The organism is Caldimonas thermodepolymerans, assembly GCF_015476235.1.
GTDB classification, from domain to species: Bacteria; Pseudomonadota; Gammaproteobacteria; order Burkholderiales; family Burkholderiaceae_C; genus Caldimonas; species Caldimonas thermodepolymerans.
In genome coordinates this window covers 3527036-3552864 of sequence record NZ_CP064338.1, presented here as the reverse complement: position 1 = coordinate 3552864, position 25829 = coordinate 3527036, and the positions used below count along the sequence as shown (strand labels likewise).

Here is a 25829-nt window from a genome sequence, read left to right as displayed (position 1 = left end):
TCCCGTCCACTTTCTCAGAGCGAGGAACCCCATGCACAAGAAGACGCTGCGCACCCGCCCCGGCCTGCTGGCCGCGGCGGCCCTGCTGACCCTGGCGGCTGCCGTGCCCGCCATCCTGTTCGGCTCCGGCCGCACCCAGGCCGAGCCCGTGCCCGCGTCGGCGGAACCGGCGGCCGTGCCGGCGCCGGTCGCGACGGTCACGCAAAGCGAGGTGATGGCCTGGGACGAGTTCTCCGGCCGCCTGGAGGCGGTGGAGCGCGTCGAGCTGCGCGCGCGCGTGGCCGGTACCGTGCAGGCGGTGCACTTCCGCGAAGGCGGGCTGGTGCGCCGCAGCGACCTGCTGTTCACGATCGACCCGGCGCCCTACGCCGCGGAGGTGGAACGGGCCCAGGCCCAGGTCGCCGCCGCGCAGGCACGCCTGACGCATGCGCAGAACGAGCAGGTGCGCGCGCAGCGCCTGTGGGAGGAAAACGCGATCGCGCGCCGCGAACTCGACGAGCGCGAGAACGCGCTGCGCGAGGCGCAGGCCCACCTGCGCGCGGCCGAGGCGGCGCTGCGGTCGGCGCAGCTCAACCTGGGCTACACCCAGGTGCGCGCGCCCATCGACGGGCGCATCGGGCGCGTCGAGGTGACGGTGGGCAACCAGGTCGCGGCCGGCCCGGGTGCGCCGGTGCTGACCACCATCGTCTCGGTGCACCCGATCTACGCCAGCTTCGACGCCGACGAGCGCGTCGTGGCGCGTGCCCTGCAGCAGCTGGGCGCTGCGGGCGCGCTCGCGTCGATCGAACGCATCCCGGTGCAGATGGGCACGATCGACAGCACCGGCGCCTTCCCGTACGAAGGGCGGCTGCAGCTGGTCGACAACCAGGTGCGCACCGGCAGCGGCACGGTGCGCGTGCGCGCGGTGTTCGACAACCGTGACGGCCGCCTGATGCCGGGGCAGTTCGCGCGCCTGCGCATGGGGCAGGCGCAACCGATGCCGGCGTTGCTGGTCAACGAGCGCGCGGTCGGCACCGACCAGGACAAGCGCTTCGTGATGGTGGTGGGCCCGGACGACAAGGCCGCCTACCGCGAGGTGACGCTGGGCCCGGCGGTCGATGGCCTGCGCGTCGTCACCCGCGGGCTGGAGCCGGGCGAGCGCATCGTCGTCAGCGGCCTGCACCGCGTGCGCCCCGGCACGCGCATCGCGCCGCAGCCGGTGGCGATGGACGCCAAGCCCGAGCTGCAGGTGCGCCGCGAGGCGGCCGACGCCTCCTGAAGCCGCATCCACGGAGCCCTCCATGAACCTTTCCCGATTCTTCATCGACCGGCCCATCTTCGCCGGCGTGCTGTCGCTGCTGGTGCTGATCGCCGGGCTGCTGGCGCTGCGCGGGCTGCCGGTCTCTGAGTACCCGGAAGTGGTGCCGCCGCAGATCGTGGTGCGTGCGCAGTACCCGGGGGCGAACCCCAAGGTCATCGCCGAGACGGTGGCCACGCCGCTGGAGGAGTCGATCAATGGCGTCGAGAACATGCTCTACATGGGCAGCCAGGCCACCAGCGACGGGCTGATGACGCTCACCGTCACCTTCGCGCTCGGCACCGACCCGGACAAGGCCGAGCAGCTGGTGCAGAACCGCGTCGCGCAGGCCGAGCCGCGGCTGCCCGAGGAGGTGCGCCGCCTGGGCGTGACCACCGTCAAGAGCTCGCCCGACCTGACGATGGTGGTGCACCTGATCTCGCCCAACGAGCGCTACGACGTCACCTACCTGCGCAACTACGCGCTGCTGAACATCAAGGACCGGCTCGCGCGCGTGCCGGGCGTGGGCATGGTCGACATGTGGGGTTCGGGCGACTACGCGATGCGCGTGTGGCTGGACCCGCACAAGGTGGCCGAGCGCGGGCTGTCGGCCACCGACGTGGTGCGCGCGATCCGCGAGCAGAACGTGCAGGCCGCCGCCGGCGTGGTCGGGGCCTCCCCCGGGCTGCCCGGCGTGGACCTGCAGCTGTCGGTCAACGCGCAGGGGCGCCTGCAGACCGAGGAGGAGTTCGGCGAGATCATCGTCAAGACCGACGCGGACGGTGCGGTCACGCGCCTGCGCGACCTCGGGCGGCTGGAGCTGGGCTCGTCCGCCTACGCGCTGCGCTCGGTGCTGGACAACAAGCCGGCGGTGGGCATCGGCGTGTTCCAGGCGCCGGGCTCGAACGCGATCAGCATCTCCGATGCGGTGCGCCGCACGATGGAGGAGCTGAAGCAGCAGATGCCCGAGGGCGTGGACTACCGCATCGCCTACGACACCACGCAGTTCGTGCGCGCCTCGATCAAGGCCGTGGTCCAGACGCTGCTGGAGGCGGTCGCGCTGGTGGTGCTGGTGGTGATCCTGTTCCTGCAGACCTGGCGCGCCTCGATCATCCCGCTGCTTGCGGTGCCGGTGTCCATCGTCGGCACCTTCGCGGTGATGTATGCCTCGGGCTTCTCGATCAACGCGCTGACGCTGTTCGGGCTGGTGCTCGCGGTGGGCATCGTGGTGGACGACGCCATCGTGGTGGTCGAGAACGTCGAGCGCAACATCGAGGCGGGGCTGAGTCCGCGCGAGGCCACCTACCGCGCGATGCGCGAGGTGGCCGGGCCCATCATCGCGATCGCGCTGGTGCTGGTGGCGGTGTTCGTGCCGCTGGCCTTCATCAGCGGGCTGTCCGGGCAGTTCTACCGCCAGTTCGCGCTGACCATCGCGATCTCGACGGTGATCTCGGCGATCAACTCGCTGACGCTGTCGCCTGCGCTGTCGGCCCTGCTGCTGCGCCGCCACGACGCGCCCAAGGACGCGCTGACGCGCGGCATGGAGCGCGCCCTGGGCCCGGTGTTCCGGGGCTTCAACCGGCTGTTCAGGCGCGGCTCCGGCGCCTATGCGGGCAGCGTGCAGCGCGTCATCTCCCACCGGGCGCTGATGATGGCGCTGTACCTCGGGCTGGTCGCGTTGACCGCGGTGCTGTTCCGCGCCGTGCCCTCGGGCTTCGTCCCGATGCAGGACAAGCAGTACCTGATCGGCTTCGCGCAGCTGCCCGACGGCGCGACGCTGGACCGCACCGACCAGGTGATCCAGCGCATGAGCGGGATCGCGATGAAGACGCCGGGCGTCGAGGCGACCCTGGGCTTCCCGGGGCTGTCGATCAACGGCTTCACCAACAGCTCCAGCTCCGGCATCGTGTTCGCGATGCTCGACCCGTTCGAGCAGCGCCGCGATCCCTCGCTCAGCGCCGGGGCGATCGCGCAGCGGCTCAACGCGCAGTACGCGCAGATCGACGAGGCGTTCGTCGTGATGTTCCCGCCGCCGCCCATCCTGGGCCTGGGCACGACCGGCGGCTTCAAGCTGCAGCTGCAGGACCGCGGCTCGCTGGGCTATGCAGCACTGAGCGACGCGACGCAGGCCTTCATGGCGCAGGCTGCGCAGGCGCCGGAGCTGACGGGGCTGTTCTCCAGCCTGCAGGTCAACGTGCCGCAGCTGTACGCCGACATCGACCGCACCAAGGCGCGCCAGCTCGGCGTGGCGGTGACCGACGTGTTCGACACGCTGCAGATCTACCTCGGCAGCCTGTACGTCAACGACTTCAACCGCTTCGGCCGGACCTACTCGGTGCGCGTGCAGGCCGACGCGCCGTACCGCGCGCGCGCCGAGGACATCGCCCAGCTCAAGGTGCGCTCGGCCAGCGGCGAGATGGTGCCGCTGTCGGCGCTGCTGACGGTGCGCCCGAGCTACGGGCCCGAGCGCGCGATGCGCTACAACGGCTACCTCTCGGCCGACATCAACGGCGCCCCCGCGCCGGGCTACTCGTCCGGCCAGGCGCAGGCCGCGGTCGAGCGCATCGCGGCACAGACGCTGCCGCCGGGCATCGGCTTCGAATGGACCGAGCTGACCTACCAGGAAATCCTGGCCGGCAACTCGGCGGTGTGGGTGTACCCGCTGTCCATCCTGCTGGTGTTCCTGGTGCTGGCCGCGATGTACGAGAGCCTGGCGCTGCCGCTGGCCATCGTGATGATCGTGCCCACCGGGCTGATGGCGGCGATGACCGGGGTGTGGCTGTCCGGCGGCGACAACAACGTGTTCACGCAGATCGGGCTGGTCGTGCTGGTCGGCCTGTCGGCCAAGAACGCCATCCTGATCGTCGAGTTCGCCCGCGAGCTGGAGTTCGCCGGGCGCTCGCCGGTGCAGGCGGCGATCGAGACCAGCCGGCTGCGCCTGCGGCCGATCCTGATGACCTCGCTGGCCTTCGTGATGGGCGTGCTGCCGCTGGTGCTGTCCAGCGGCGCGGGCGCCGAGATGCGCCAGGCCATGGGTGTCGCGGTGTTCGCCGGGATGATCGGCGTGACGCTGTTCGGCCTGTTTCTCACGCCGGGGTTCTACGTGCTGCTGCGCCGCCTGTCGGGCAACCGGCCGCTGAAGCGCCACGGCGAGGTGCCGCACGACCAGGAAGCCTTTGCCGGCACGAACGAACTGCTGCCTGCCAAATGAACCGGAGCCGCACGATGAAGACCCGATCCCTGCGATGGACGACGCTGGCGGCTGCCCTGGTGCTGGCCGGGTGCGCGGCGCTGCCGCAGCCCGCCGCCGAGGCGCTGCCGGTCACGCCCGCCATGTTCAAGGAGGCCGAGGGCACGCGCTGGACCGAGGCCGCGCCGGCCGAAGCCCAGCCGCGCGGCCAGTGGTGGCGCGCTTTCGGCGACCCGGTGCTGGACGACCTCGTCGCGCGTGCCGACGAGCGCAACGCCGGCATCGCGGTCGCCGCGGCCCGGCTGCGCCAGGCCCGTGCGCTGGTGCGCAGCGCCGCATCCGAACGCGCGCCGCAGCTCGACGCCGGCGCGGGCGTGGTGCGCGAGGCCGAGCCCGGCGCGCGCGGGCGCGCCGCCACGCTGACCCGGCTGGGCGCGGACCTGAGCTACGAGGTGGACCTGTTCGGGCGCCTCGCCCGCGCCCAGGACGCTGTCGCCCTCGACGCCGAGGCCCAGGCCGCGCTGTTGCAGAGCGCCCGCCTGCTGGTGCAGGCCCAGGTGGCACAGGCCTACCTGGCGCTGCGCGCCACCGAGGCCGAGCAGGCCATCGTGCAGGACACGGTGCGCACCTACCGCGACACCCTGGACCTGACCGAACGCCGCCAGCGCGCCGGCGACGTGGCCGAGCTGGAGGTGGCGCGCGCCCGCGCCGAGCTGGCCGCCACCGAGGCGGAGGACCACGCGCTGTCGCGGCGCCGCGTGCTGCTCGAGCATGCGCTCGCGGTGCTGGTCGGCGAGCCGGCCTCGCAGTTCGCGTTGCCGCCGGGACCGCTGCCGGCCGCGTTGCCCGGGGTGCCGCCCGGCGTGCCGGCGACGGTGCTGGCGCGCCGGCCGGACGTCTCGGCCGCGATCGCGCGCCTGCACGCCGCCCAGGCGCGCGTCGGGGTGGCGCGCTCGGCCTGGTTCCCCCGCATCGCGCTGACCGCCTCCGGCGGCGTGGCGTCGCCCGAGGTGTCCGACCTGTTCCGGTGGTCCGCGCGTGCCTGGGGCGTGGGGGCGCTGCTGGCGCTGCCGATCTTCGACGGTGGCCGGCGCGCGGCGGCGGTCGAGGCGGCGCTTGGCGAGTTCGACGCCGCGGTGGCCGGTTACCGCGAGCAGGTGCTGGTCGCGCTGCGCGAGGTGGAGGACGAGCTGGCCACGCTGCGGCTGCTGGCCGAACAGGCCCGGGCGCAGTCGCGCGCGGTGGCGGCCGCGGCACGCGCGACCGCGCTGTCGGCCTCGCGCTACCGCAACGGCCTGGTCAGCCAGCTCGAACTGCTGGACGCGCAGCGCAGCGAGCTGCGCAACCGGCGCCTGGCCGTGCAGCTGCGCGGCGCGCAGTACGCATCCACCGTGGGCCTGATCCGGGCGCTCGGCGGCGGCTGGGACCACGGCGGGTGAACGAGCGCGGCATTGGGTAAGCTAGGCGCCCATGCCGCTGTTGCACGTCGACCACCTCGTCAAGGACTACCGCCTGCCGCGCGAGGCGCCGTGGCGCGCGCCCGAGACGCAGCGCGTGCTGCACGGGGTGAGCTTCACGCTGGAGGCCGGGCGCAGCCTGGGCGTGGTCGGCGAATCCGGCTCGGGCAAGTCGACGCTGGCGCGCCTGGTGATGGCGCTGGAGGCGCCGACCTCGGGCCGCGTGACGCTGCTCGGGCGCGACCTGCACCGGCTGTCGCCGCGCGAGCTGCGGCTGGCGCGGCGCGACTTCCAGATGGTGTTCCAGGACCCTTACGGCTCGCTGGACCCGCGCCAGCGCGTCGGGCGCATCGTCGCCGAGCCGCTGGCGATGCTGCCCGAGATCGATGCCGCGGCGCGCCGCACGCGCGTGGCCGAGGCGCTGGAGGCGGTGGGCCTGCGCCCGGGCGATGCCGACAAGTACCCGCACGAGTTCTCCGGCGGGCAGCGCCAGCGCATCGCGATCGCGCGCGCGCTGGTCACGCGGCCGCGGCTGATCGTCGCCGACGAGCCGGTCAGCGCGCTGGACGTCTCGGTGCAGGCCCAGGTGCTCAACCTGCTGCGTGACCTGCAGGACGCCTTCGGGCTGACCTACCTGTTCATCAGCCACGACCTGGCGGTGGTCGAGTACGTCTGCGACGAGGTGCTGGTGCTGCAGCACGGCCACATGGTCGAGCACGGGCCGGTCGCCGAGGTGTTCCGCGCCCCGCGCCACCCGGTCACGCAGGCGCTGCTCGCCGCGGTGCCGCGCCTGGAGGCGGCCGGGGCCTGAGGCGGGCGCCAGCAAAAAGGCGCCGGGGCCAGCGGCTCCCGGCGCCTGGGGGCGCAGCGCGCATGGCGCTCAGATCACGCCTTGCGACAGCATCGCGTCGGCCACCTTCACGAAGCCGGCGATGTTGGCGCCGTCGACGTAGTTGACCGTGCCGTCCGGGCGGGTGCCGTAGCGCACGCAGTGGCTGTGGATGTCCTTCATGATCGCGTGCAGGCGCTCGTCGACCTCGGCGTGGGTCCACGACAGGCGCATCGCGTTCTGCGTCATCTCCAGGCCCGAGGTGGCCACGCCGCCGGCGTTGCTGGCCTTGCCCGGGGCGTACAGCGTGCCGGCTTCCAGGAACACGTCCACCGCTTCCAGCGTGCTCGGCATGTTGGCACCTTCGGCCACGCAGACCACGCCGTTCTTGACCAGCGTGCGGGCGTCCTCGCCGTCCAGCTCGTTCTGCGTCGCGCAGGGCAGGGCGACGTCGACCGGCACGTGCCAGGGACGGCGCCCGGCCTCGAACTGCAGGCCGTGCTTGTCGGCGAAGGCGGCCAGGCGGCCGCGCTGCACGTTCTTCCACTCCATGATCTGCTTGAGCAGGTCCTCGCCGATGCCCCCGGGCACGACCAGCGTGCCGTCCGAGTCGGACAGCGTGACCACCCGCGCGCCCAGGTCCAGGGCCTTCTCGGCAGCGTACTGCGCCACGTTGCCCGAGCCGGAGATCGACACGCGCAGGCCTTCGAAGTCGCGGCCCTGGCGGTGCAGCATCTCCTGGGCGAAGTAGACCGTGCCGTAGCCGGTGGCTTCCGGGCGCATCAGGCTGCCTCCGTAGGACATGCCCTTGCCGGTGAACACGCAGGACGCGTCGTTGGACAGCTTCTTCATCATGCCGGCCATGAAGCCGACCTCGCGCGCGCCCACGCCGATGTCACCGGCGGGCACGTCGGTGTCCGAGCCGAGGTGGCGGTACAGCTCCAGCATCAGCGCCTGGCAGAAGCGCATCACCTCGCCGTCGCTCTTGCCCTTGGGGTCGAAGTCCGAGCCGCCCTTGCCGCCGCCCATGGGCAGGGTGGTCAGCGCGTTCTTGAAGGTCTGCTCGAAGGCCAGGAACTTCAGGATCGACAGGTTCACCGTCGGGTGGAAGCGCATGCCGCCCTTGAACGGGCCGATGGCCGAGCTGTGCTGCACGCGCCAGGCGCGGTTGACGCGCACCTGGCCGCTGTCGTCGACCCAGGACACCCGGAACTGGATCACGCGCTCGGGTTCGACCAGGCGTTCCAGCAGCGCCTGGTCGGCGTAGCGGGGGTGCTGCTGCACGAAGGGCCAGAGACTCGTCATGACCTCTTTGACGGCCTGAAGGAACTCGGGCTGGTGGGGGTCACGTGCTTCGACGGCACGCAGGAAATCGGCAACGGAACCGTATCTCAACGAAGTCTCCGGTCAGAGGGGAAGGTCAGGACTGAAGAAAACGCACCAAGAAGGGGCGTCGATGGGCAAAACATGCACATTTTAGGGTGCGAAACGCACACAAATCGATCCGGGTTTCTGTTCTTCACGTCGGCGGGCACCGGAATGGCGCAATCGGTCACTGGCACCGCTCCGGTGCCGGCCGGGCGCAAAACATGGTGCAATCGCCCCAGTCACCCCCTTCCCAGAGGAGACCGCACCCATGAAGTTGATCCCGCTCATCGCCGCCGGCGTCGTCGCGCTGGCGGCCGCTGTCCCGGCCGCCCACGCCCAGGCCGGCAAGACGACCGCCGTGATCGGCATGACCCTGGAGCCGCCGGGGCTGGACCCGACCACCGGCGCCGCGGCAGCCATCGGCGAGATCGTCCACTACAACGTCCTGGAAGGCCTGACCAAGATCCACGAGGACGGCACCGTCTCGCCGCTGCTGGCCGAGAGCTGGCACATCGAGCCGGACGGCAGGAGCTACACCTTCAAGCTGCGCAAGGGGGTCAAGTTCCACGACGGCGAGGACTTCGACGCCTCGGACGTCAAGTTCAGCTTCGAGCGCGCCAAGGCCGAGGGCTCGACCAACAAGGCCAAGAAGGCGGTGTTCGACAACATCTCGCGCATCGACACGCCCGATCCCCACACGGTGATCCTGACGCTCGACCAGCCTGACGGCACGCTGCTGTTCCGCCTCGGCGAGAGCACCGCGGTGATCCTCGACCCCAAGAGCTCCGACAGCGCGGCGACCCGGCCGATCGGCACCGGCCCGTTCCGCTTCGAGAGCTGGGCCAAGGGCTCGGCGGTGACGCTGACCAAGTGGGACGGCTTCCGCGACGCGCGCAACGTCAAGCTGCGCCGCGTCACGTTCCGCTTCATCAACGACCCGGCCGCGCAGGTCGCGGCGTTGCTGGCCGGCGACGTGGACGCCATCCCGCGCTTCCAGGCCACGCAGAGCGTGCAGCAGTTCCGCAACGACCCGCGCTTCGAGGTGCGCGTGGGCGGCACCGAGGGCAAGACCATCCTGGCGATCAACAACCGGCGCAAGCCGCTGGACGACGTGCGGGTGCGCCGCGCCATCGCCGCGGCGATCGACCGCAAGGCGCTGATCGACGGCGCGATGGACGGCTTCGGCACGCCGATCGGCAGCCACATGGTGCCCAGCGACGAGGGCTACGTCGACCTCACCGGCGTCAACCCCTACGACCCCGAGCGCGCCAGGGCGCTGCTCAAGGAAGCGGGCGTGACCACGCCGCTGAACTTCACGCTGACCCTGCCGCCGCCGCAGTACGCGCGCAAGGGCGGCGAGATCGTCGCCGCGCAGCTGGCCAAGGTCGGCATCAACGTGAAGATCGAGAACGTCGAATGGGCGCAGTGGCTGTCCGGCGCCTTCAAGGGCAACTTCGACCTGACCATCATCAGCCACGTCGAGCCGCTGGACATCATGATCTACGCGAACCCGGAGTACTACTTCGGCTACGACTCCCGGGCCTTCCGCGACCTGATGGCCAAGTACAACGCCAGCATCAACCCCAAGGAGCGCGCGAAGCTGATCGCCGACGCGCAGCGCATGCTGGCCGAGGACGCGGTCAACGCCTTCCTGTTCCAGCTGCCGCAGGTGTCGGTGTCGAACAAGCGCCTCAAGGGGCTGTGGAGCAGCTCGCCGGTGTTCGCCAACGACATGAGCGTGGTCCACTGGCAGTGAAGGAGCGCGCATGGCCGAACTGCACGAACTGGGCGCGGACGAGCTGACCGCGCTGTACCGCAGCGGCGAGGTCTCGCCCGTGGAGGCCACGCGCGCCGTGCTGCGCCACATCGAGCGCTGGGAACCGCACCTGAAGGCCACCTACGCGCTGGATGCGGACGCCGCGCTCGAGATGGCACGCGCCTCCGAGGCGCGCTGGCGGCGTGGCGAGCCGGCCAGCGCGATCGACGGCGTGCCGACGATGATCAAGGAGAACATCGCCACGCGCGGCGTGCCGGTGCCGCTGGGCACCGCCGCCACCGAGCTGGTGCCCGCCGCCGAGGACGCGCCGCCCGCGGCGCGCCTGCGCGAGGCCGGGGCGGTGTTCCTCGGCAAGACCACCATGCCCGACTACGGGATGCTGTCCTCGGGGTTGTCGAGCTTCCATCCGCTCACCCGCAACCCGTGGGACCTCACGCGCAACCCGGGCGGCTCCAGCTCCGGCGCGGGGGCCGGCGTGGCGGCCGGCTACGGGCCGCTGCACGTGGGCACCGACATCGGTGGCTCGGTGCGGCTGCCGGCCGGCTGGTGCGGCATCTTCACGCTCAAGCCGAGCCTGGGCCGCATCCCGATCGACCCGCCGTACCCGGCGCGCGTGGCCGGGCCGATGACGCGCAGCGTGGCCGACGCGGCGCGGCTGATGGAGGTGCTGTCGCGTCCGGACCCGCGCGACCACATGAGCCTGCCGTACCAGCCGATCGACTGGATGCGGCTCGACCGCGACGTGCGCGGGCTGCGCATCGGCCTGCTGCTCGACGCCGGCTGGGGCACGCCGGTGCAGCCCGACGTGCGCGAGGCGGTGGAGGCGGCCGCGCGCGCCTTCGAGGCCGCCGGCGCGATCGTCGAGCCGATGCGGCCGTGGTGCGAGCGCTCGATGATCGAGGGCGTGGACCGCTTCTGGCGCATGCGCTTCCTGATCGAGATCCGCAAGCTGCCGGCCGGACGGCGCGACCGCATCCTGCCGTTCATCCGCGCCTGGGCCGAGGGCGCGGCGGGCCTGAGCGGCGAGGACGTGTTCGAGGGCTACAGCCAGACGCTGCACATCCGCGCCGCGACGGTGGCGGCCACGCAGCCGTACGACTACGTGCTGTCGCCCACCTCGCCGATGCCGGCCTTCCCGGCCGAGCTGCCGTGCCCGACCAACGACGTGACGCGGCCGTTCGACCACATCGCCTTCACGCTGGCCTACAACATGAGCGAGCAGCCGGCGGCCTCGGTCAACTGCGGCTACACCCGCGAAGGCCTGCCGATCGGCCTGCAGATCGCCGGGCGCCGCTTCGACGACCTGGGCGTGCTGCAGGTGGCGCGGGCCTGGGAACGCATGCGGCCGGCGCAACGGCCCTGGCCGCAGCCGCCGGCATGAGCGCGCCGGCACGCGACCCGCGCGGCGTGCCGGTGGGCACCCGCTCGGCCGAGGCGCTGCGCCATGCCGAGCAGGGCCTGTGGCGCATGGTGTCCTTCTTCGGCGACCCGCTGCCCGACCTGGAGGCCGCCGCGCAGGCCGACCCGCACTGGATGCTGCCGCCGGTGATGCAGGCCGGCTTCCTGCTGAGCCTGACCGAGGCCCCGCTGCGTGCCCAGGCGCAGCCGCTGCTCGAGCGCGCGCTGGCGCGGCGCGAGGGCGCCCCGCCGCGCGAGCAGGCGCACCTGGACGCGGTGCGCCTGGGCTGGCAAGGCGACTGGGCCGGCGCCTGCGCGCGCTGGGACGAGATCCTGCTCGAGCATCCGCGCGACCTGCTCGCGCTGCTGTGGGCGCACCTGTTCGACTTCCACCGCGGTGACGCCTGGCAGCTGCGCCAGCGCGTCGCGCGCGTGCTGCCGCAGTGGGACGCGGCCGACCCGCTGTACCCCTACGTGCTGGGCATGCGCGCCTTCGGGCTGGAGGAAAGCCACCACCATGCCGAGGCCGAGGCGGTCGGGCGTCGCGCGCTGGAAGGCGGCACCCCGGTGACCTGGGCGGTGCATGCGGTCGCGCACGTGATGGAGATGCAGGGCCGCGTCGACGAAGGCGCGGCCTGGCTCGCGTGGCACCAGCCGCAATGGGTGGACAACGGGCTGGCGGTGCACCTGTGGTGGCACCTCGGGCTGTTCCGCCTCGAGCGGCTCGACACCGAGGGCGCGCTGCGCCTGTACGACACCCGCTGCAGCGGCGAGACGGTGCAGATCGCCTTCCAGCGCCTGGACGCCACCGCACTGCTGTGGCGGCTGCAGCTGCTCGGCGTCGACGGCGGCGACCGTTGGACCGCGCTGGCGCAGGGCTGGGACCGCTCGCCCGAGGCCGCCGGCTGGTCGGCCTTCAACGACCTGCACGTGATGCTGGCGCTGGCCGGCAGCGGCGACGTGGACGCGGCGGCACGATGGCTGGACCAGGTCGAGCAGCGCACCGCGGCGCAGGCGCTGCCGCAGGAGCGGCAGCTGGCCGCCGCGACCGGGCTGGCCCTGCTGCGCGGGCTGCTGGCCTACGCGCGCGGCGAGGACGAGGCGGCCTGGCGGCTGCTGTACCCGTTGCGCCCGGCGCTGCAGCGCCTCGGCGGCAGCCATGCGCAGCGCGACGTGGTGGACCAGACGCTGCTGGCCGCCGCCGCGCGCGGCGGGCTCACCTCGGGCGGGCGCGCGCTGGTGCACGAGCGGCAGCTGGCCAAGCCGGTGACGCCGCTGACCCGTCACTGGGCCGGGCGGCTCGGCGTGCGGCTGGACTGAGCCTCACCCCGCCAGCGTCGCGATCCACCAGGTGGTGCCGCCGGCGTCCCGGACGGCGGCGCGCCGGTCCGGGTCCGCCTTCTTCATCGGCGCCTGCAGCGGTTCGGCTCCGGCCTGCAAGGCGCGCTGGTAGGCGGCATCCACGTCGGGCACGTAGACGTGCACGTGGGCGGGGACCGGTGGCTGCTGCGGCGCGGCGTCGGCCAGCATCACCACGCCGTCGCCGATGCGCACCTCGGCATGGCGGATGCGGCCGTCGGCGGCCAGGTGGCGGCGCAGCTCGGTGGCTCCCAGCGCCTGTTTCAGGAACCCGATGGTGGCGGCCGCACCGTGCACGATCAGATACGGTGACACGTCGGGACAGCCCTCGGGCCGGTAGGCTGCAGCAGGCATGTCGTCTCCTTGCGTTGCGTTCACGACGGGAACCAGGCCGTGGCATGGGCCCGGTGCCGATCCCCGTGTCCAGCACCCATCGTGCCGCGTGCCGGGACAGCGGTCTTGCAGGAACCGGAAGGCGCGCTCAGGACGTGCCCGGGCGTGCCAGCGGGCCGCGGGGCACCTGGGCGACCAGGTGCATCGCCGCGCTCACACGAGCATCTCGCGGATGCCTTCCTGCTCGAACACGCGCTGCACGGCCGGCCGCGCCAGCATGCGCTGCAGGAAGCCGCCCAGGTGCGGCAGGCTGCGCGCCGGGCGCGGGAACAGGCGGGTCCAGCGGCACAGCGTCAGCGCGTAGGGGTCCAGCAGCGTGTACTGCTCGCCCAGCAGCCAGGGCTGGCCATGGCGGGCGAACTCGGCGTTCAGCCGGTCCAGCAGCACGCCCGCCTTGCGTTGCGCCTGCGCCTTGACCTCGGCGACCGCGCCGGGCGTCTCGGCCCAGCGTTCCGGATAGAAGTACACGTTCAGCGTGGCCTGCAGCGTGTTGGTCAGCCACATCAACCACTTGTAGCAATGCGCGCGCTCGGGCGTGCCGAGCGGCGGCACCAGCTTCGCCTCGGGGTGCGTGTCGGCCAGGTGCAGGCAGATCGCGGCGGTTTCGTAGAGCACCAGGTCGCCGTCGACCAGTACCGGGATCAGCCCGTTGGGGTTGAGCTTGAGGTACTCGGGCGACTGGTGGGCGTTGTGCTGGCGGTCCACCAGCTGCAGGCGGTAGGGAACCCCCAGTTCCTCCAGCAGGAGGTGCGGCACCATGCTCGCCGTGCTGGGGTAGTGGTACAGCTCGATCATGGCAGCCTCGACAGGGTCACGGGGAAGGGGAGGAGGACGTGGTGGTCGCGACGGCCGCCTGCGCGGCGGCCCTGCGTCCGGCCAGCACATTGAGTGCCAGCCCGGCGATCACCAGCGCGGCGGCGGCCAGTTTCCAGCCCGGCAGCGGTTCGGCCAGCCACCAGGCCGAGGCCGCCATGCCGAACACCGGCACCAGCAGCGCGCTGGGCGTCACGGTGGCCGCCCGGTGGCGCGACAGCAGCCAGTTCCAGGCGCCATAGCCGAACAGCGTGTTGCCCACCGCCTGCCAGGCCACCGCGCCCCAGGCCGCGGGGCTGGCCGACTGCAGGGCCGTGCCGATCGCGGCAGGCCCCTCGAAGACCAGGCTCAGCAGCGCCAGCGGCGGGACGGCGAACAGGCTGGACCAGACCATGAAGGCCAGCATATCGATCTTCCCGGCGGATTGCACCACCAGGTTGGCGCAGGCCCAGCAGAACGCGGCGGCCAGCACCAGGCCCAGGCCGAGCGGCGTGACCGAGCCGTCGGTGCGCCAGGCGATGACGGCCATGCCGGCCACGGCCAGCGCCAGCGCGGCCCATTGCAGGGGCCGGACGCGCTCGCCGCGCCACGCGATGGCCAGCCCGATCGTGAAGAACACCTGGACCTGGATCACCAGCGAGGCCAGCCCCGGCGAGATGTCCGCGCGCATCGCCAGGAACAGCAGCCCGAACTGCCCGGCACCGAGCAGCACGCCGAAGGCTGCCAGCGTGCGCCAGGCCGTGGCGGGCCGGCGGATGAACAGCAGGAACGGAAACGCCGACAGCGCAAAGCGCAGCGCCGCGAACAGGAAGGGCGGCAGTTCGGCCAGGCCCAGCTTGATGACGACGAAATTGGTGCCCCAGACGAACACGACCGCCAGGGCCAGCAGCAGGTGGGGGACGGGCATGGGCCGCAGTGTGCGACAGGTTGGCGTTTACCGCTCGTCACGTTCCGGACATCCTGCACCGCTACCTTGTGCAGCAGGGTGGCGCCGCCACCCGCACCCGACGACATCCACCCACCAGAACCCAGTGGAGACACCCCCATGCGTCCAGCCCTGCTTCCCCTGGTGGCAGGCCTTGCGGCCTGTCTGGTCAGCCTGTCCGCCCATGCCGGCGGCCCGCACGGCGTGCATCCGCCGCATGGCCATCCCCCTGCGCACGGACCCGGTGCCGGCGGCGCGGTGCAGCTCGGCCCGCGCCCGTTCTTCCTGGTCGAGGACATGGCCGACGGCCCGCTCAAGCGCGAGCTGCAGGCCTGCGCGCGGCGCGGCCATTTCCGCAGCGCCGAGTTCTCGATCGGCCACCGCGGCGCGGCGCTGCAGTTTCCCGAGCACACGCTGGAGTCCTACCGGGCCGCGGCCCGCATGGGCGCGGGCATCCTGGAATGCGACGTGACCTTCACGAAGGACAAGGAACTGGTCTGCCGCCATGCGCAGAACGACCTGCACACGACCACCAACATCCTGGCCACGCCGCTGGCGGCCAAGTGCACCCGGCCGTTCACGCCGGCCACCTTCGATGCGGACGGCAACCTGGTGACACCGGCGAGCGCCGAGTGCCGCACCACCGACATCACGCTGGCCGAGTTCAAGACGCTGCGCGGCAAGATGGACGACTTCAACCCGCGCGCCCGCACGGTCGAGGAGTACCTGCAGAGCAGCACGCCCTGGCGCACCGACCTCTATGCGGGCCCGACCAGCGGCACGCTGCTGACGCACCGCGAGAGCATCGAGCTGTTCAGGCGCCTGGGTGTGAAGATGACGCCCGAGCTCAAGACCCCGGTCGTGCCCATGCCCTTCGACGGCTTCACGCAGGAAGACTTCGCGCAGAAGCTGATCGACGAGTACAAGCAGGCCGGCGTGCCGCCGCGCGACGTCTACCCGCAATCGTTCGACATCCGCGACGTGCTGTACTGGGTGAGGCACGAGCCGGCCTACGGCCGGCAGGCGGTGTACCTGGACGACGCCAACACCGTGGGCGAGCTGCCCGGCTTCGGCGAGCTGCAGGCCTACCGTGCGCAGGGCATCCGCATCGTCGCCCCGCCGCTGTTCGCGCTGCTGTCGCACGACGGCAACGGCAACATCGTGCCTTCGGCCTACGCCCGCAACGCCAGGGCCGCGGGGCTGGACATCATCACCTGGACGCTGGAACGCTCCGGCATCCTGGCCGACGGCAACAACGGCTTCTACTACCAGACGATCGACCCTGCGATCGGCCGCGAAGGCGACGTGATGCGCGTGCTCGACGTCCTCGGTCGCCAGATCGGCGTGCTGGGCGTGTTCTCCGACTGGCCGGCCACCACCACCTTCTATGCCAACTGCGCCGGGCTGCGCTGACCCCGCCTGCGGTGTCCACGCAGGCAAAAAAGACCTGGGTGCATCCGCACCCAGGTCACCCACGCACCACGACACCACGAACCGTGCGGTTGCAGGGCCACTGCAACCCGGTGCGTTACCCGCAAGCGGTTCTTGCCCCGCCTCTGGCTGCGCAAGGCCTCAGGACCGGCGCGGCCCCCTTCGGGGCCGCCGTGCAGGAGGTCCCGCAGGTGTCAGCCGCCAGGCGGGTGGCTCAGAAGTGGTACCCCACGGTCACCGTGAACACCAGGGGCCGGAAGTCGATCTCGGTGCGGCGCACCACGCGGCCTTGCGGCGTGTCGGTCGTGGCCTTGAGGTCGCTCTTGACCTTGGCCGCCACGACCGAGGCGTTGATCGACCAGCGTTCGTCGAGCATGTAGCTGGCACCCACCTGCGCGGCCGGGCCGATCGAGTCGGACAGCTTCAGGCGGGTCGGGCCACCGCTGGCCCAGTTGCCGCCCGTGGTGCTCCTGGTGTCGGTGAAGTGGGTGTAGTTGATGCCCAGCCCGACGAAGGGGCGGAACCGGTCGCCGGCCTGGCCGAAGCGGTAGGTCGCGAACACGGTCGGGGCGAGCTGCTTGGACGAGGCGATCTGGCCGAAGCCTTCCAGCGCGCCGCGGCCGTAGACCTTGTGCTTGGGCGGGATGCCCAGCACCAGGTCCATGCCCCAGTTGTCGGTGAAGTAGCGCTGGTAGCCGAACACGATGGTGCGGGCGTCGCCGACGTCCAGCCGTGCGTCGTCCGGCGTCGCCGGGCCGCGCAGCGGATCGGCCTTGGAGTGGATTTCCAGGAAGCCGCCGCCGATGTAGACGGACTGGCTCTGGGCGAGGGCGGCGGTGCTGGCCAGGCCGAGCACGGCGGCCGCCAGGGCGGTGGTCAGGGGTTGCGTCATGGTCAGTTGAAGGTTGTCTGTCGCGAGGCGGCCGGATTACTGGTTGGGTTGCTGCATGACCTGCTCGAAGAAGCCGCGGATCAGCGCGGTGCAGAACGGCGGCACCAGCCCGCCGTGGTACTGCGCCAGCACGTCGCTGCCGGCCGCATTCTTGGCGAGCTGGAAGCCACCGTAGATCTGGTCACCGGCCTGGCCGGCGGGCAGGGTGTTGCGGTCCTCGAGGTCGAAGGCCGGCACCGCGAGCTGCGCCGGCAGGCGCGAGTTGAAGTCGGCCTGCGCCACCGGGGTGTTGACGCCGTAGAACACGGTCGGGTCCTCCGCGCCGCCGCACAGCGCCATCGGCCGCGTGGGCGTCCAGCCCAGCAGCGTGTTGCGTTCCAGGGCCTGGACGAAGCCGTTGTCCGGGTTGGTCAGGAAGTCGTTGCGGAAGGCGTCGGTCAGCAGGCCGCCGGGGCCGAACAGCGCCGTGAAGGTCGGGTCGGCCGGCAGCCGGCCTTGCGCGACCAGGTCCGCCACCGGGGTGTCGGTCGGGAACAGCGTCTCCGCGGTGGCCGCGTACGGGGCCTGGTAGATCTCGGCCGGCGCGCGGTAGACGTTGCCGTAGCTGCGCTGGTAGGAGGTCAGCAGCATCGGCGTGAAGATGGTTGCGCCGGCGTTGATCGGGCCCGGACCGTTGATGACCTGGGCGAACTGCAGCAGGTTGTACGGGCCGGACATCGGGCCCGAGGCCGTGACGGTGAACTCGTCGGCGTAGCGGGTCTGGATCTCGCGGTGCGTGGCCATCGCGACGTGGCCGCCCTGCGAGTAGCCGGTGATGAACAGGTGCTGCGAGGGCTTGACCGGGCTTTGCTCGTTCAGGTGCGCCTTGGCCGCGCGCAGCGCGTCGATCATGTCGGTGGCCTGCGCCTCGGCGTTCAGGTAGGGGTGCCAGGTCAGGCTGGAGCGGTCGTAGCCGAGGTAGTTCGGCGCGACCACGATGTAGCCCTGCGCGGCGAACATCGCCATCACCAGGCTGGCCTCGGTGTCGTTCACCACGTCGGCCATGTTCTTCGAGCGCGCGGTGGTCGTGCCGTGCGCGTACAGCACCACGGGGCGTTCGCCCTGGCAGGCCGCGTCCTCGCCCTGCGGCACCAGCACGCCGGCCGAGGCGGTGGCCGGCTGGCCAGCCGGATCGCGGGTCACGTACATCACGTAGCGCACGTCCACGCTGCAGCGCGCCGGGCCGGACAAGGCCTGCAGCCCGCTGGCCTGGGTGCCGGCGTCGATCACCGCGGCGTCGGCATGGCCGGCCAGGTGGCCGGAGAGGATCGCGCCGCGCTGCGACGGCGGATCGTCATCGCCACCGCCGCCACAGGCGGCCAGGAGCACGGAGACGGCAAGTGCGGCGGCCTGGGCGGCCGGGTGGAGTCGGGGCAGATGCATGGGGGTCCTTTCCGAAAAGAACGAACGATCGTTCGAGATTGGGGCGAACTATAGGGGCAGTGCCCGACTTTGTGACAGACCGGGAAATCCCTGTCCGGGCCCGCCTGCGCCGGCCGTCTCGCCGGCACAACGCCGCGTCAGTGCGGCGCCACGCAAGTGCGTTGTTCGCCCGCGACCTGCCAGGCTGCCGTGAGTACGTAGCGCGCCTGCGTCAGCCCGTTGGCGAGGCAGGTGCAGTGCTTCAGGCGCCAGCTGGCGCCGGTGCCCGGGCGTGGCGCGAACACGGGCGTGCCGCCGCCGAGCACGACCGGCACGGTGCACAGCACCAGCTCGTGCAGCAGCTCGGCGTCCAGGAAGGCGCGCGCGACCTCGCCGCCTCCGGCCAGCAAGACGCGGCGCAGCCCGAGCGAGCACCAGTGCCGGTACAGCTGCGCCGGGCCCTCGGCGCCCAGGTGTGCGGCCGGCGGCAGCGGCCCGAGGTCGGCGCGCCGGCTCATGATCCAGCACGGCTTGCCGGCGTAGGGCCAGGCCGGGAGCCGCCGGCAGCTTTCGTAGGTGCGGCGTCCCATCACGACCGCGTCCACGCCGTCGAGGAAGGCGCGGTAGCCGCAGTCGTCCTCGCCGGCGGGATCCACCGGGGGCAGCCAGTCGAGTTCGCCCTCGGGGCCGGCGATGCGGCCGTCCAGCGAAGCGGCGACGAAATAGATGATGCGCGTCATGGTGGATGACCCAAGGTGCGTGCATGGGGCGGGGTCGTTCGCGGGCCCCGTGCCGGCCGGCCTGCCCGGCCGCCTAGCTGCGCAGGCTGCGCTCGTACTCCCGGGCCTCCGCCTCGGTCCTGCGGAACAGGTCGGCCAGCGTGCGGCCGGGTTCGTCCTGGAAGCGCTGGTCCAGCGTCTCGACGGCGCGGATGCGGTCGATGCGGAAGTTGCGGAAGTCGCCGCGGTGTTCGCACCAGGCGCCCAGCGTCCAGACCTTGCCCCAGTAGAAGCAGCCGAGCGGGCGGATCACGCGCTGCGTGACGCGCCCCTGCACGTCTTCGTAGTCGATGCGCAGCTTGTGGCGCGACTCGATCGCCTCGCGCACGCGCGCCAGCCGGTCGCGCGCGGCGGGGTCGCCGACCGGCGGCGCATACAGCGCGACGCTTTCGGCGGCCACGCGCGCGGCGGTCGGCAGCACGGCCATGATCTTGCCGAGCGCCACTTCCGCGTGCCGCGCCAGCACCGGGTCCAGCCAGCCCTGCGCCAGCCGCACCGCCGCGGCGAGCGACTGCGCTTCCTGGCTGGTGAACATCATCGGCGGCAGGTCGAAGCCGGCGCGCATGCGGTAACCCATGCCCGCCTCGCCTTCGATCGGCACGCCCTGCGCCTGCAGGTCGCTGATGTCGCGGTAGATGGTGCGCTCCGACACCTCCAGCCGCTCGGCCAGCCAGGCAGCCGTGGAAAGACGCCGGCTGCGGATGAGCTGGACGATCTCGAACAGGCGTTCGGCGCGGCGCATGGCGGTCTCGCGGCGGGTGCCGGGGCGTCAGTTCATGGCGTGCAGGCCGACATGGTTGTGCTCCGGGTCGGCGATGATCGCGAAGAAGCCGTGCCCGCCTTCGATCTCGGTGCGCGGCACCACGATGCGGCCGCCGGCGCGCTCGACGCGCGCGAGCACCGCATCGAGCGAAGGCTCGGCGTTCAGGTAGACGATGGTGCCGCCCTGCGCGCCGGGGATCGCGGTCTCGCCCTGGACCAGGCAGCCGCCCACGCCGGGTGGCTCGGCCGGGAACATCGCCATCCTGTAGCCACCCATGTCGTTGCGCGTCAGCCGGGTCTCGAGGATGGCTTCGTAGAAGCGCTGCGCGCGCTCGATGTCGCGGGTCGGGATCTCGAACCAGTTGATGGCACTGCCTTGGGTCTGAGCCATGTGAGCCTCCTCGGGTCAGGTGAATGGAGTCGCCATGGTGCGAACAGGCTCTTGACAGCGTGGTGGCAGGAACCTGACAGGGGCAGTGCCGGGCAAGACCGCCGCCGGTGCGGTGGTCACTCCACGGTGGCCTGCCGCACCGCGCGCTCCCAGCGCTGCATCAGCTCCTCGGCACGCTCGCGCGGCATGGTCGGCATGAAGCGCCGCTCCACCTGCCACTGCGCGCTCAGCTCGTCCAGGCTGCGGTACACCCCGCAGCTCAGCCCGGCCAGGTAGGCCGCGCCCAGCGCCGTGGTCTCGATGACCTTGGGGCGCACCACCGGGATGCCCAGCAGGTCGGCCTGGAACTGCATCAGCAGGTTGTTGACGCAGGCGCCGCCGTCGACGCGCAGCTCGGCCACCGGCGAGCCGCCCGCGGCCACCGCGTCGCGGCTCATCGCCTGCAGCAGCGCCGCGCTCTGGAACGCGATCGACTCCAGCGCCGCGCGCGCGATGTGCGCCGCGCCGCTGCCGCGCGTCAGGCCGACGATGGTGCCGGTGGCGTGCGGCTTCCAGTACGGCGCGCCCAGGCCGGTGAAGGCCGGCACGAACATCACGCCGCCCGAATTCGGCACCGAGGCGGCCAGCACCTCGACCTCGCTGGAGGCCTTGATCGCGCGCAGCCCGTCGCGCAGCCACTGCACCACCGCGCCGCCGATGAAGATGCTGCCTTCCAGCGCGAATTCGGGCGTGGCCGTGGGCTGCGCGGCCGAGGTGCTGACCAGGCCGTTGGTCGACAGCTGGGTGCGGGTGCCGGTGTGCATCAGCATGAAGCAGCCGGTGCCGTAGGTGTTCTTCGCCAGCCCCGCCTGGAAGCAGGCCTGGCCGAACAGCGCGGCCTGCTGGTCGCCGGCGATGCCGCCGATGGGCAGGCTGCGGCCGAGCAGCGCGGCGTCGGTCTCGCCGTAGACGTGCGCCGACGGATGCACCTCGGGCAGCAGGCTGCGCGGGATGCGCAGCGCGGCCAGCAGCTCGTCGTCCCACTGGTTGCGGTGGATGTCGAACAGCATCGTGCGCGAGGCGTTGGTGACGTCGGTGACGTGCAGGCGCCCGCCGGTGAGCTGCCACACCAGCCAGCTGTCCACCGTGCCGAAGGCCAGTTCGCCGCGCTCGGCGCGCTCGCGCACGCCGGGCACGTGGTCGAGGATCCACTGGATCTTGGTGCCGGAGAAATAGGCATCGATCACCAGGCCGGTCTTCTCGCGCACCAGCGGCTCCAGGCCCTGCGCGCGCAGCGCGGCGCAGATCGGCTCGGCGCGGCGGTCCTGCCAGACGATGGCGTTGTAGACCGGCACGCCGGTGCGGCGGTCCCACAGCACCGTGGTCTCGCGCTGGTTGGTGATGCCCAGCGCGGCGATGTCGTCGGCCTTCAGGCCGGCTTTGGCGAGCACCTCGCGCGCGGTGTCGAGCTGGCTGCTCCAGATCTCGCGCGGGTCGTGCTCGACCCAGCCGGGCTGGGGATAGATCTGGCGGAATTCGCGCTGCGACATCGCGACGAGGTTGCCCTGCGCGTCGAAGACGATGCTGCGCGAGCTGGAGGTTCCTTGGTCGAGGGCGAGCAGGTAGGTCATCGATAGCTCCCGGTTCAGGCCACTTCGCATTGCACGCCGGCGTCGGCCAGCAGCTGGGGATAGGGGTCGGGGGGCGGGGCGTCGGTGAACAGCATGTCCAGCTCGCTGACGTGGGCCAGTTCCACCATCGCCGGCCGGTTGAACTTGCTGTGGTCGGCCGCGAGCCACACCTGGCGGGCGTGCTCGATGATGGCGCGCGAGACCTTCACCTCGCGGAAATCGTAGTCGCGCAGCGTGCCGTCGGCCTCGATGCCCGAGATGCCGATCAGCGCGATGTCGACCTTGAACTGGCGGATGAAGTCCACCGTCGCCTCGCCGACGATGCCGCGGTCGCGGTGGCGCACCACGCCGCCGGCGACGATCACCTCGCAGTCCGGGTTGTCGCTCAGGATCGCCGCCACGTTGAGGTTGTTGGTGATCACGCGCAGGCCCCGGTGGCGCAGCAGCTCGCGCGCGATCGCCTCGGTGGTGGTGCCGATGTTGAGGATCAGCGAGCAGCCTTCGGGCACCGCCTTGGCCACCGCGCGGGCGATGCGCTGCTTGGCCTCGGCGTTGAGGCTCTGGCGCTGGCGGTAGGCGATGTTCTCGACCGTCGAGCTGGGCACCCGCACCCCGCCGTGGAAGCGCGCCAGCAGGCCGGCTTCGGCCAGCATCTTCACGTCGCGCCGCACCGTCTGCAGCGTGACGCCGAAGCGCTCGGCGAGCGCCTCGACGGACACCACGCCGTTGGCGCGCACTTCCTCGAGCAACTGGGACTGTCGGGGGTTGGGGGTCATCGCGGGCATCGGCCGGGGAAAAACGCTCATGGCCGGCGTTGTAGCCGATTTCCCCCGGTCCCTTCCGGACGCGACCTTAAGCGAACCCAAACGAAAACAAATCAGGGTTTCCCATGCGTTGAACTTGTCACAAGGCTGGACTAAAACGAAAAAAATAGATCAAAATCGAACACAAACGAATGCGTGGAGCGCACTGCGGGCGGGGCCGGCTGCCGCACCGTCGGGCGCATGGGCGACACAAGGAGTGCGAAGGTGAGCGAGCCTTCCGTCAAGCAGACGCGGTCCGCGGGCCCTGCCCCGGCAGCGGTTGACGCCAGTTGCGACGTGCTGGTCGTCGGTGGCGGCATCAACGGTGCCGGCATCGCGCGCGACCTGGCCGGCCGCGGCCTGCGCGTGCTGCTGTGCGAGAAGGACGACATCGCGCAGCACACCTCTTCGGCGTCCACCAAGCTGATCCACGGCGGGCTGCGCTACCTCGAGTACTACGAGTTCTCGCTGGTGCGCAAGGCGCTGATCGAGCGCGAGGTGCTGCTGCGCAGCGCCCCGCACATCATGCGGCCGCTGCGCTTCGTGATGCCGCACGACCGCTCGCTGCGCCCGGTGTGGATGATCCGGCTCGGCCTGTTCCTCTACGACCACCTGGCGCGCCGCGAGGTGCTGCCGGGCTCGGCCACCATCGACCTGCGCCGCCACGAGGCCGGGCAGCCGCTCAAGCCGGCCTACACCAAGGGCTTCGTCTACTCCGACGGCTGGGTCGACGACGCGCGCCTGGTGGTGCTCAACCTGCTCGACGCCCAGCAGCGCGGCGCGCGCATCCTCACCCGCACGCGCTGCATCGAGGCACGCCGCTGCACGCACAGCTGGCAGGCGGTGCTGGAGGGCCCGGGCGGGCAGCGCACCACGGTCAGCGCCCGCGCGCTGGTCAACGCCGCCGGTCCCTGGACCGAGCAGTTCCTGCGCGAGCAGGCGCGCCAGCACGACACGCGCAGCCTGCGGCTGGTCAAGGGCAGCCACATCGTGGTGCGCAGGATGTTCGACCACCCGATGGCCTACATCTTCCAGAACCCGGACAAGCGCATCATCTTCGCGATCCCCTACGAGCAGGACTACACGCTGATCGGCACCACCGACGTCGAGCACCGCGGGCCGGTCGGGCAGGCGCAGATCGACGACAGCGAGATCGCCTACCTGTGCGAGCAGGCGAGCCGCTACTTCGCGCGGCCCGTCACGCGCGAGGACGTGGTGTGGACCTATTCGGGCGTGCGCCCGCTGCTCGACGATGCCTCGGGCGACCCCTCGGCGGTCACGCGCGACTACCTGCTCGAGTTGAGCGCCGAGCAGGCCGGCGACGACGGGCAGCGGCGCCCGGCCGCGCCGCTGCTGTCGGTGTGGGGCGGCAAGATCACCACCTTCCGCAAGCTGGCCGAGGAAGCCGCCGACCTGCTGTGCCCCGCGCTCAGGCACCCGTCGATCGGCTGGACCCGCCACGAGACGCTGCCCGGCGGCGACCTGAGCGCGTACATCGGCGCGCCGCAGCGCCCGGACGCGGACTTCGAGCGTTTCGACCAGGCGCTGGCCGCGCGCCACCCCTGGCTGCCCGCGACGCTGCGCCGGCGCCTGGCGCGCTGCTACGGCAGCCGCGTCGACCTCATCCTCGGCCGCGCGCAGCGCCTGTCGGACCTGGGCGAGGAGGTCGCGCCGCAGCTCTACGAGGCCGAGCTGCACTACCTGGGCCAGCACGAGTGGGCGCGCACCGGCGACGACGTGCTGTGGCGGCGCACCAAGCTGGGCCTGCACATGGGCCCGCCAGAGCGCGAGGCCGTGGCGCGCTGGTTCGAGCGCGCGCACGAGACCACCCAGCCGGTCACGTTGGCGGCGTTCCAGCGATAGGACGACGAGACGGCCCGGCGACAAGAGGAGGAGACGAGGGACATGCAGCTGGTGCTCGAAGGCATCGAAAAACAGGTCGGGGCGCAGACCCACCTGTATCCGATCGACCTGGCCTTGCAGCCGGGCGCCGTCACGGTGCTGCTCGGCGCGACGCAGGCCGGCAAGACCAGCCTGATGCGGGTGATGGCCGGGCTCGACGCGCCCACGCGCGGGCGCGTCAGCGTCGACGGGCGCGACGTCACCGGCATGCCGGTGCGCCAGCGCAACGTCGCGATGGTCTACCAGCAGTTCATCAACTACCCGTCGATGACGGTGTACGAGAACATCGCCTCCCCGCTGCGCCTGCGCGGCGAGAAGCAGGTGGATGCGCAGGTGCGCGCGCTGGCGGCGCGGCTGCACATCGAGCCCTTCCTGCAGCGCCTGCCCGCCGAGCTGTCCGGCGGCCAGCAGCAGCGCGTCGCGCTGGCCCGCGCGCTGGCCAAGCAGGCGCCGCTGATGCTGCTGGACGAGCCGCTGGTGAACCTGGACTACAAGCTGCGCGAGGAGCTGCGCGAGGAACTGGCGCACCTGTTCGCCAGCAGCGACGCCACGGTGGTCTACGCCACCACCGAGCCGACCGAGGCCCTGCTGCTGGGTGGCTACACCGCCGTGATGGACGCCGGCGAGCTGCTGCAGTACGGCCCCACGGCCGAGGTATTCCACCGCCCGCAGTCGATCCGCGTCGCGCGCGCCTTCAGCGATCCGCCGATGAACCTGGTCGCCGGCGAGGCCGTGCCGGCGGGCGTGCAGCTGCCGGCGGGCGTGCAGGTCGCGGTGCCGCTGCCCGAAGGCGGCTCGCGCCAGCTGACCCTGGGCGTGCGTGCCAGCGCGCTGCGCGTGCAGCCGCGCGAGGGCGACGTCGCGCTGCCGGGGCGGGTGGAGCTGGCGGAGATGTCCGGCTCCGACACCTTCGTGCACGTCGACACCGCGGTCGGCGAACTCGTCGCGCAGCTGACCGGCGTGCACTACTTCGAGCTCGGCGCGCAGCTGACGCTGTACCTGCACCCGAGCCAGGTCTACGTGTTCGACCAGGGCGGCCGGCTGCTGGTGGCACCGGCTCGGGGAGCGTGACG

General features: G+C 71.8%; 21 protein-coding genes. 10 read left to right on the top strand and 11 right to left on the bottom strand.

Features of this window, described 5'->3' with window-relative positions; translation table 11 throughout:
- Window positions 1-31: 31 nt before the first annotated feature.
- The 4 genes from IS481_RS16795 to IS481_RS16780 are packed head-to-tail and all read left to right on the top strand — an operon-like array spanning window position 32 to window position 6734.
- The gene (locus IS481_RS16795) at window positions 32-1258 is read left to right on the top strand and encodes an efflux RND transporter periplasmic adaptor subunit (RefSeq protein WP_104356315.1); all 1227 of its coding nucleotides are present in this window, start codon (window positions 32-34) and stop codon (window positions 1256-1258) included.
- Window positions 1259-1280: 22 nt separating this feature from the next.
- Complete coding sequence (locus IS481_RS16790) at window positions 1281-4487, top strand: efflux RND transporter permease subunit (protein WP_104356314.1); 3207 nt, start codon at window positions 1281-1283, stop codon at window positions 4485-4487.
- 14 nt (window positions 4488-4501) lie between these two features.
- Window positions 4502-5905, top strand: a complete 1404-nt coding sequence (locus IS481_RS16785; RefSeq protein ID WP_104356313.1) for an efflux transporter outer membrane subunit — start codon at window positions 4502-4504, stop codon at window positions 5903-5905.
- A 31-nt stretch (window positions 5906-5936) separates the two neighbouring features.
- Entirely contained in the window at window positions 5937-6734 is a 798-nt protein-coding gene (locus IS481_RS16780; RefSeq protein WP_104356312.1) for an ATP-binding cassette domain-containing protein, read from the top strand.
- Window positions 6735-6803: 69 nt separating this feature from the next.
- On the opposite strand, the gene gdhA is transcribed toward IS481_RS16780, so the two are convergent.
- Window positions 6804-8147, bottom strand: coding sequence for an NADP-specific glutamate dehydrogenase (gdhA, locus tag IS481_RS16775; RefSeq protein WP_104356311.1), 1344 nt, complete (start codon window positions 8145-8147; stop codon window positions 6804-6806).
- 241 nt (window positions 8148-8388) lie between these two features.
- Here gdhA and IS481_RS16770 point away from each other — a divergent pair, with 241 nt between their 5' ends.
- From IS481_RS16770 to IS481_RS16760, 3 genes are read left to right on the top strand one after another with little or no spacing between them, the layout of a single operon-like run.
- A complete protein-coding gene (locus IS481_RS16770) occupies window positions 8389-9876 on the top strand; it encodes an ABC transporter substrate-binding protein (RefSeq protein WP_104356310.1) in 1488 nt (495 codons plus the stop codon).
- A 10-nt stretch (window positions 9877-9886) separates the two neighbouring features.
- Window positions 9887-11278, top strand: coding sequence for an amidase (locus tag IS481_RS16765; RefSeq protein WP_104356309.1), 1392 nt, complete (start codon window positions 9887-9889; stop codon window positions 11276-11278).
- Window positions 11275-12615, top strand: a complete 1341-nt coding sequence (locus IS481_RS16760; protein WP_104356308.1) for a tetratricopeptide repeat protein — start codon at window positions 11275-11277, stop codon at window positions 12613-12615. The genes IS481_RS16765 and IS481_RS16760 overlap by 4 nt, the downstream gene beginning before the upstream one ends.
- 3 nt (window positions 12616-12618) lie before the next feature.
- Here the strand turns inward: IS481_RS16760 and IS481_RS16755 are convergent, their stop codons facing one another.
- The 3 genes from IS481_RS16755 to IS481_RS16745 all read right to left on the bottom strand — a co-directional run bounded on the left by IS481_RS16755 (window position 12619) and on the right by IS481_RS16745 (window position 14767).
- A complete protein-coding gene (locus IS481_RS16755; protein ID WP_104356307.1) occupies window positions 12619-13008 on the bottom strand; it encodes a VOC family protein in 390 nt (129 codons plus the stop codon).
- A gap of 192 nt (window positions 13009-13200) precedes the next feature.
- Window positions 13201-13842: a glutathione S-transferase family protein gene (locus IS481_RS16750; protein ID WP_104356306.1), complete on the bottom strand. Its 642-nt coding sequence runs from the start codon at window positions 13840-13842 to the stop codon at window positions 13201-13203.
- 16 nt (window positions 13843-13858) lie between these two features.
- Window positions 13859-14767: an EamA family transporter gene (locus tag IS481_RS16745; protein WP_104356305.1), complete on the bottom strand. Its 909-nt coding sequence runs from the start codon at window positions 14765-14767 to the stop codon at window positions 13859-13861.
- Window positions 14768-14905: 138 nt separating this feature from the next.
- Here IS481_RS16745 and IS481_RS16740 point away from each other — a divergent pair, with 138 nt between their 5' ends.
- Entirely contained in the window at window positions 14906-16198 is a 1293-nt protein-coding gene (locus IS481_RS16740; protein WP_104356304.1) for a glycerophosphodiester phosphodiesterase family protein, read from the top strand.
- A gap of 232 nt (window positions 16199-16430) precedes the next feature.
- Here the strand turns inward: IS481_RS16740 and IS481_RS16735 are convergent, their stop codons facing one another.
- From IS481_RS16735 to IS481_RS16705, 7 genes are all read right to left on the bottom strand, one after another.
- Complete coding sequence (locus IS481_RS16735) at window positions 16431-17108, bottom strand: OmpW/AlkL family protein (protein WP_104356303.1); 678 nt, start codon at window positions 17106-17108, stop codon at window positions 16431-16433.
- 36 nt (window positions 17109-17144) lie between these two features.
- Window positions 17145-18530, bottom strand: coding sequence for an alpha/beta hydrolase family protein (locus IS481_RS16730; RefSeq protein WP_104356302.1), 1386 nt, complete (start codon window positions 18528-18530; stop codon window positions 17145-17147).
- Between the two features lie 137 nt (window positions 18531-18667).
- Complete coding sequence (locus IS481_RS16725) at window positions 18668-19249, bottom strand: dihydrofolate reductase family protein (protein WP_104356301.1); 582 nt, start codon at window positions 19247-19249, stop codon at window positions 18668-18670.
- Between the two features lie 73 nt (window positions 19250-19322).
- The gene (locus tag IS481_RS16720; RefSeq protein WP_104356300.1) at window positions 19323-20030 is read right to left on the bottom strand and encodes a helix-turn-helix transcriptional regulator; all 708 of its coding nucleotides are present in this window, start codon (window positions 20028-20030) and stop codon (window positions 19323-19325) included.
- 27 nt (window positions 20031-20057) lie between these two features.
- The gene (locus IS481_RS16715) at window positions 20058-20441 is read right to left on the bottom strand and encodes a VOC family protein (RefSeq protein WP_104356299.1); all 384 of its coding nucleotides are present in this window, start codon (window positions 20439-20441) and stop codon (window positions 20058-20060) included.
- A 116-nt stretch (window positions 20442-20557) separates the two neighbouring features.
- On the bottom strand, window positions 20558-22051 hold the full coding sequence (glpK, locus tag IS481_RS16710; protein ID WP_104356298.1) for a glycerol kinase GlpK: 1494 nt from the start codon (window positions 22049-22051) through the stop codon (window positions 20558-20560).
- Between the two features lie 14 nt (window positions 22052-22065).
- Window positions 22066-22827: a DeoR/GlpR family DNA-binding transcription regulator gene (locus IS481_RS16705; RefSeq protein ID WP_104356427.1), complete on the bottom strand. Its 762-nt coding sequence runs from the start codon at window positions 22825-22827 to the stop codon at window positions 22066-22068.
- Window positions 22828-23055: 228 nt separating this feature from the next.
- On the opposite strand from IS481_RS16705, the gene glpD reads away from it, so the two are divergent.
- Window positions 23056-24717, top strand: coding sequence for a glycerol-3-phosphate dehydrogenase (gene glpD, locus IS481_RS16700; RefSeq protein ID WP_104356426.1), 1662 nt, complete (start codon window positions 23056-23058; stop codon window positions 24715-24717).
- Window positions 24718-24759: 42 nt separating this feature from the next.
- The gene (locus IS481_RS16695) at window positions 24760-25827 is read left to right on the top strand and encodes an ABC transporter ATP-binding protein (protein ID WP_104356297.1); all 1068 of its coding nucleotides are present in this window, start codon (window positions 24760-24762) and stop codon (window positions 25825-25827) included.
- Window positions 25828-25829 lie beyond the last annotated feature (2 nt).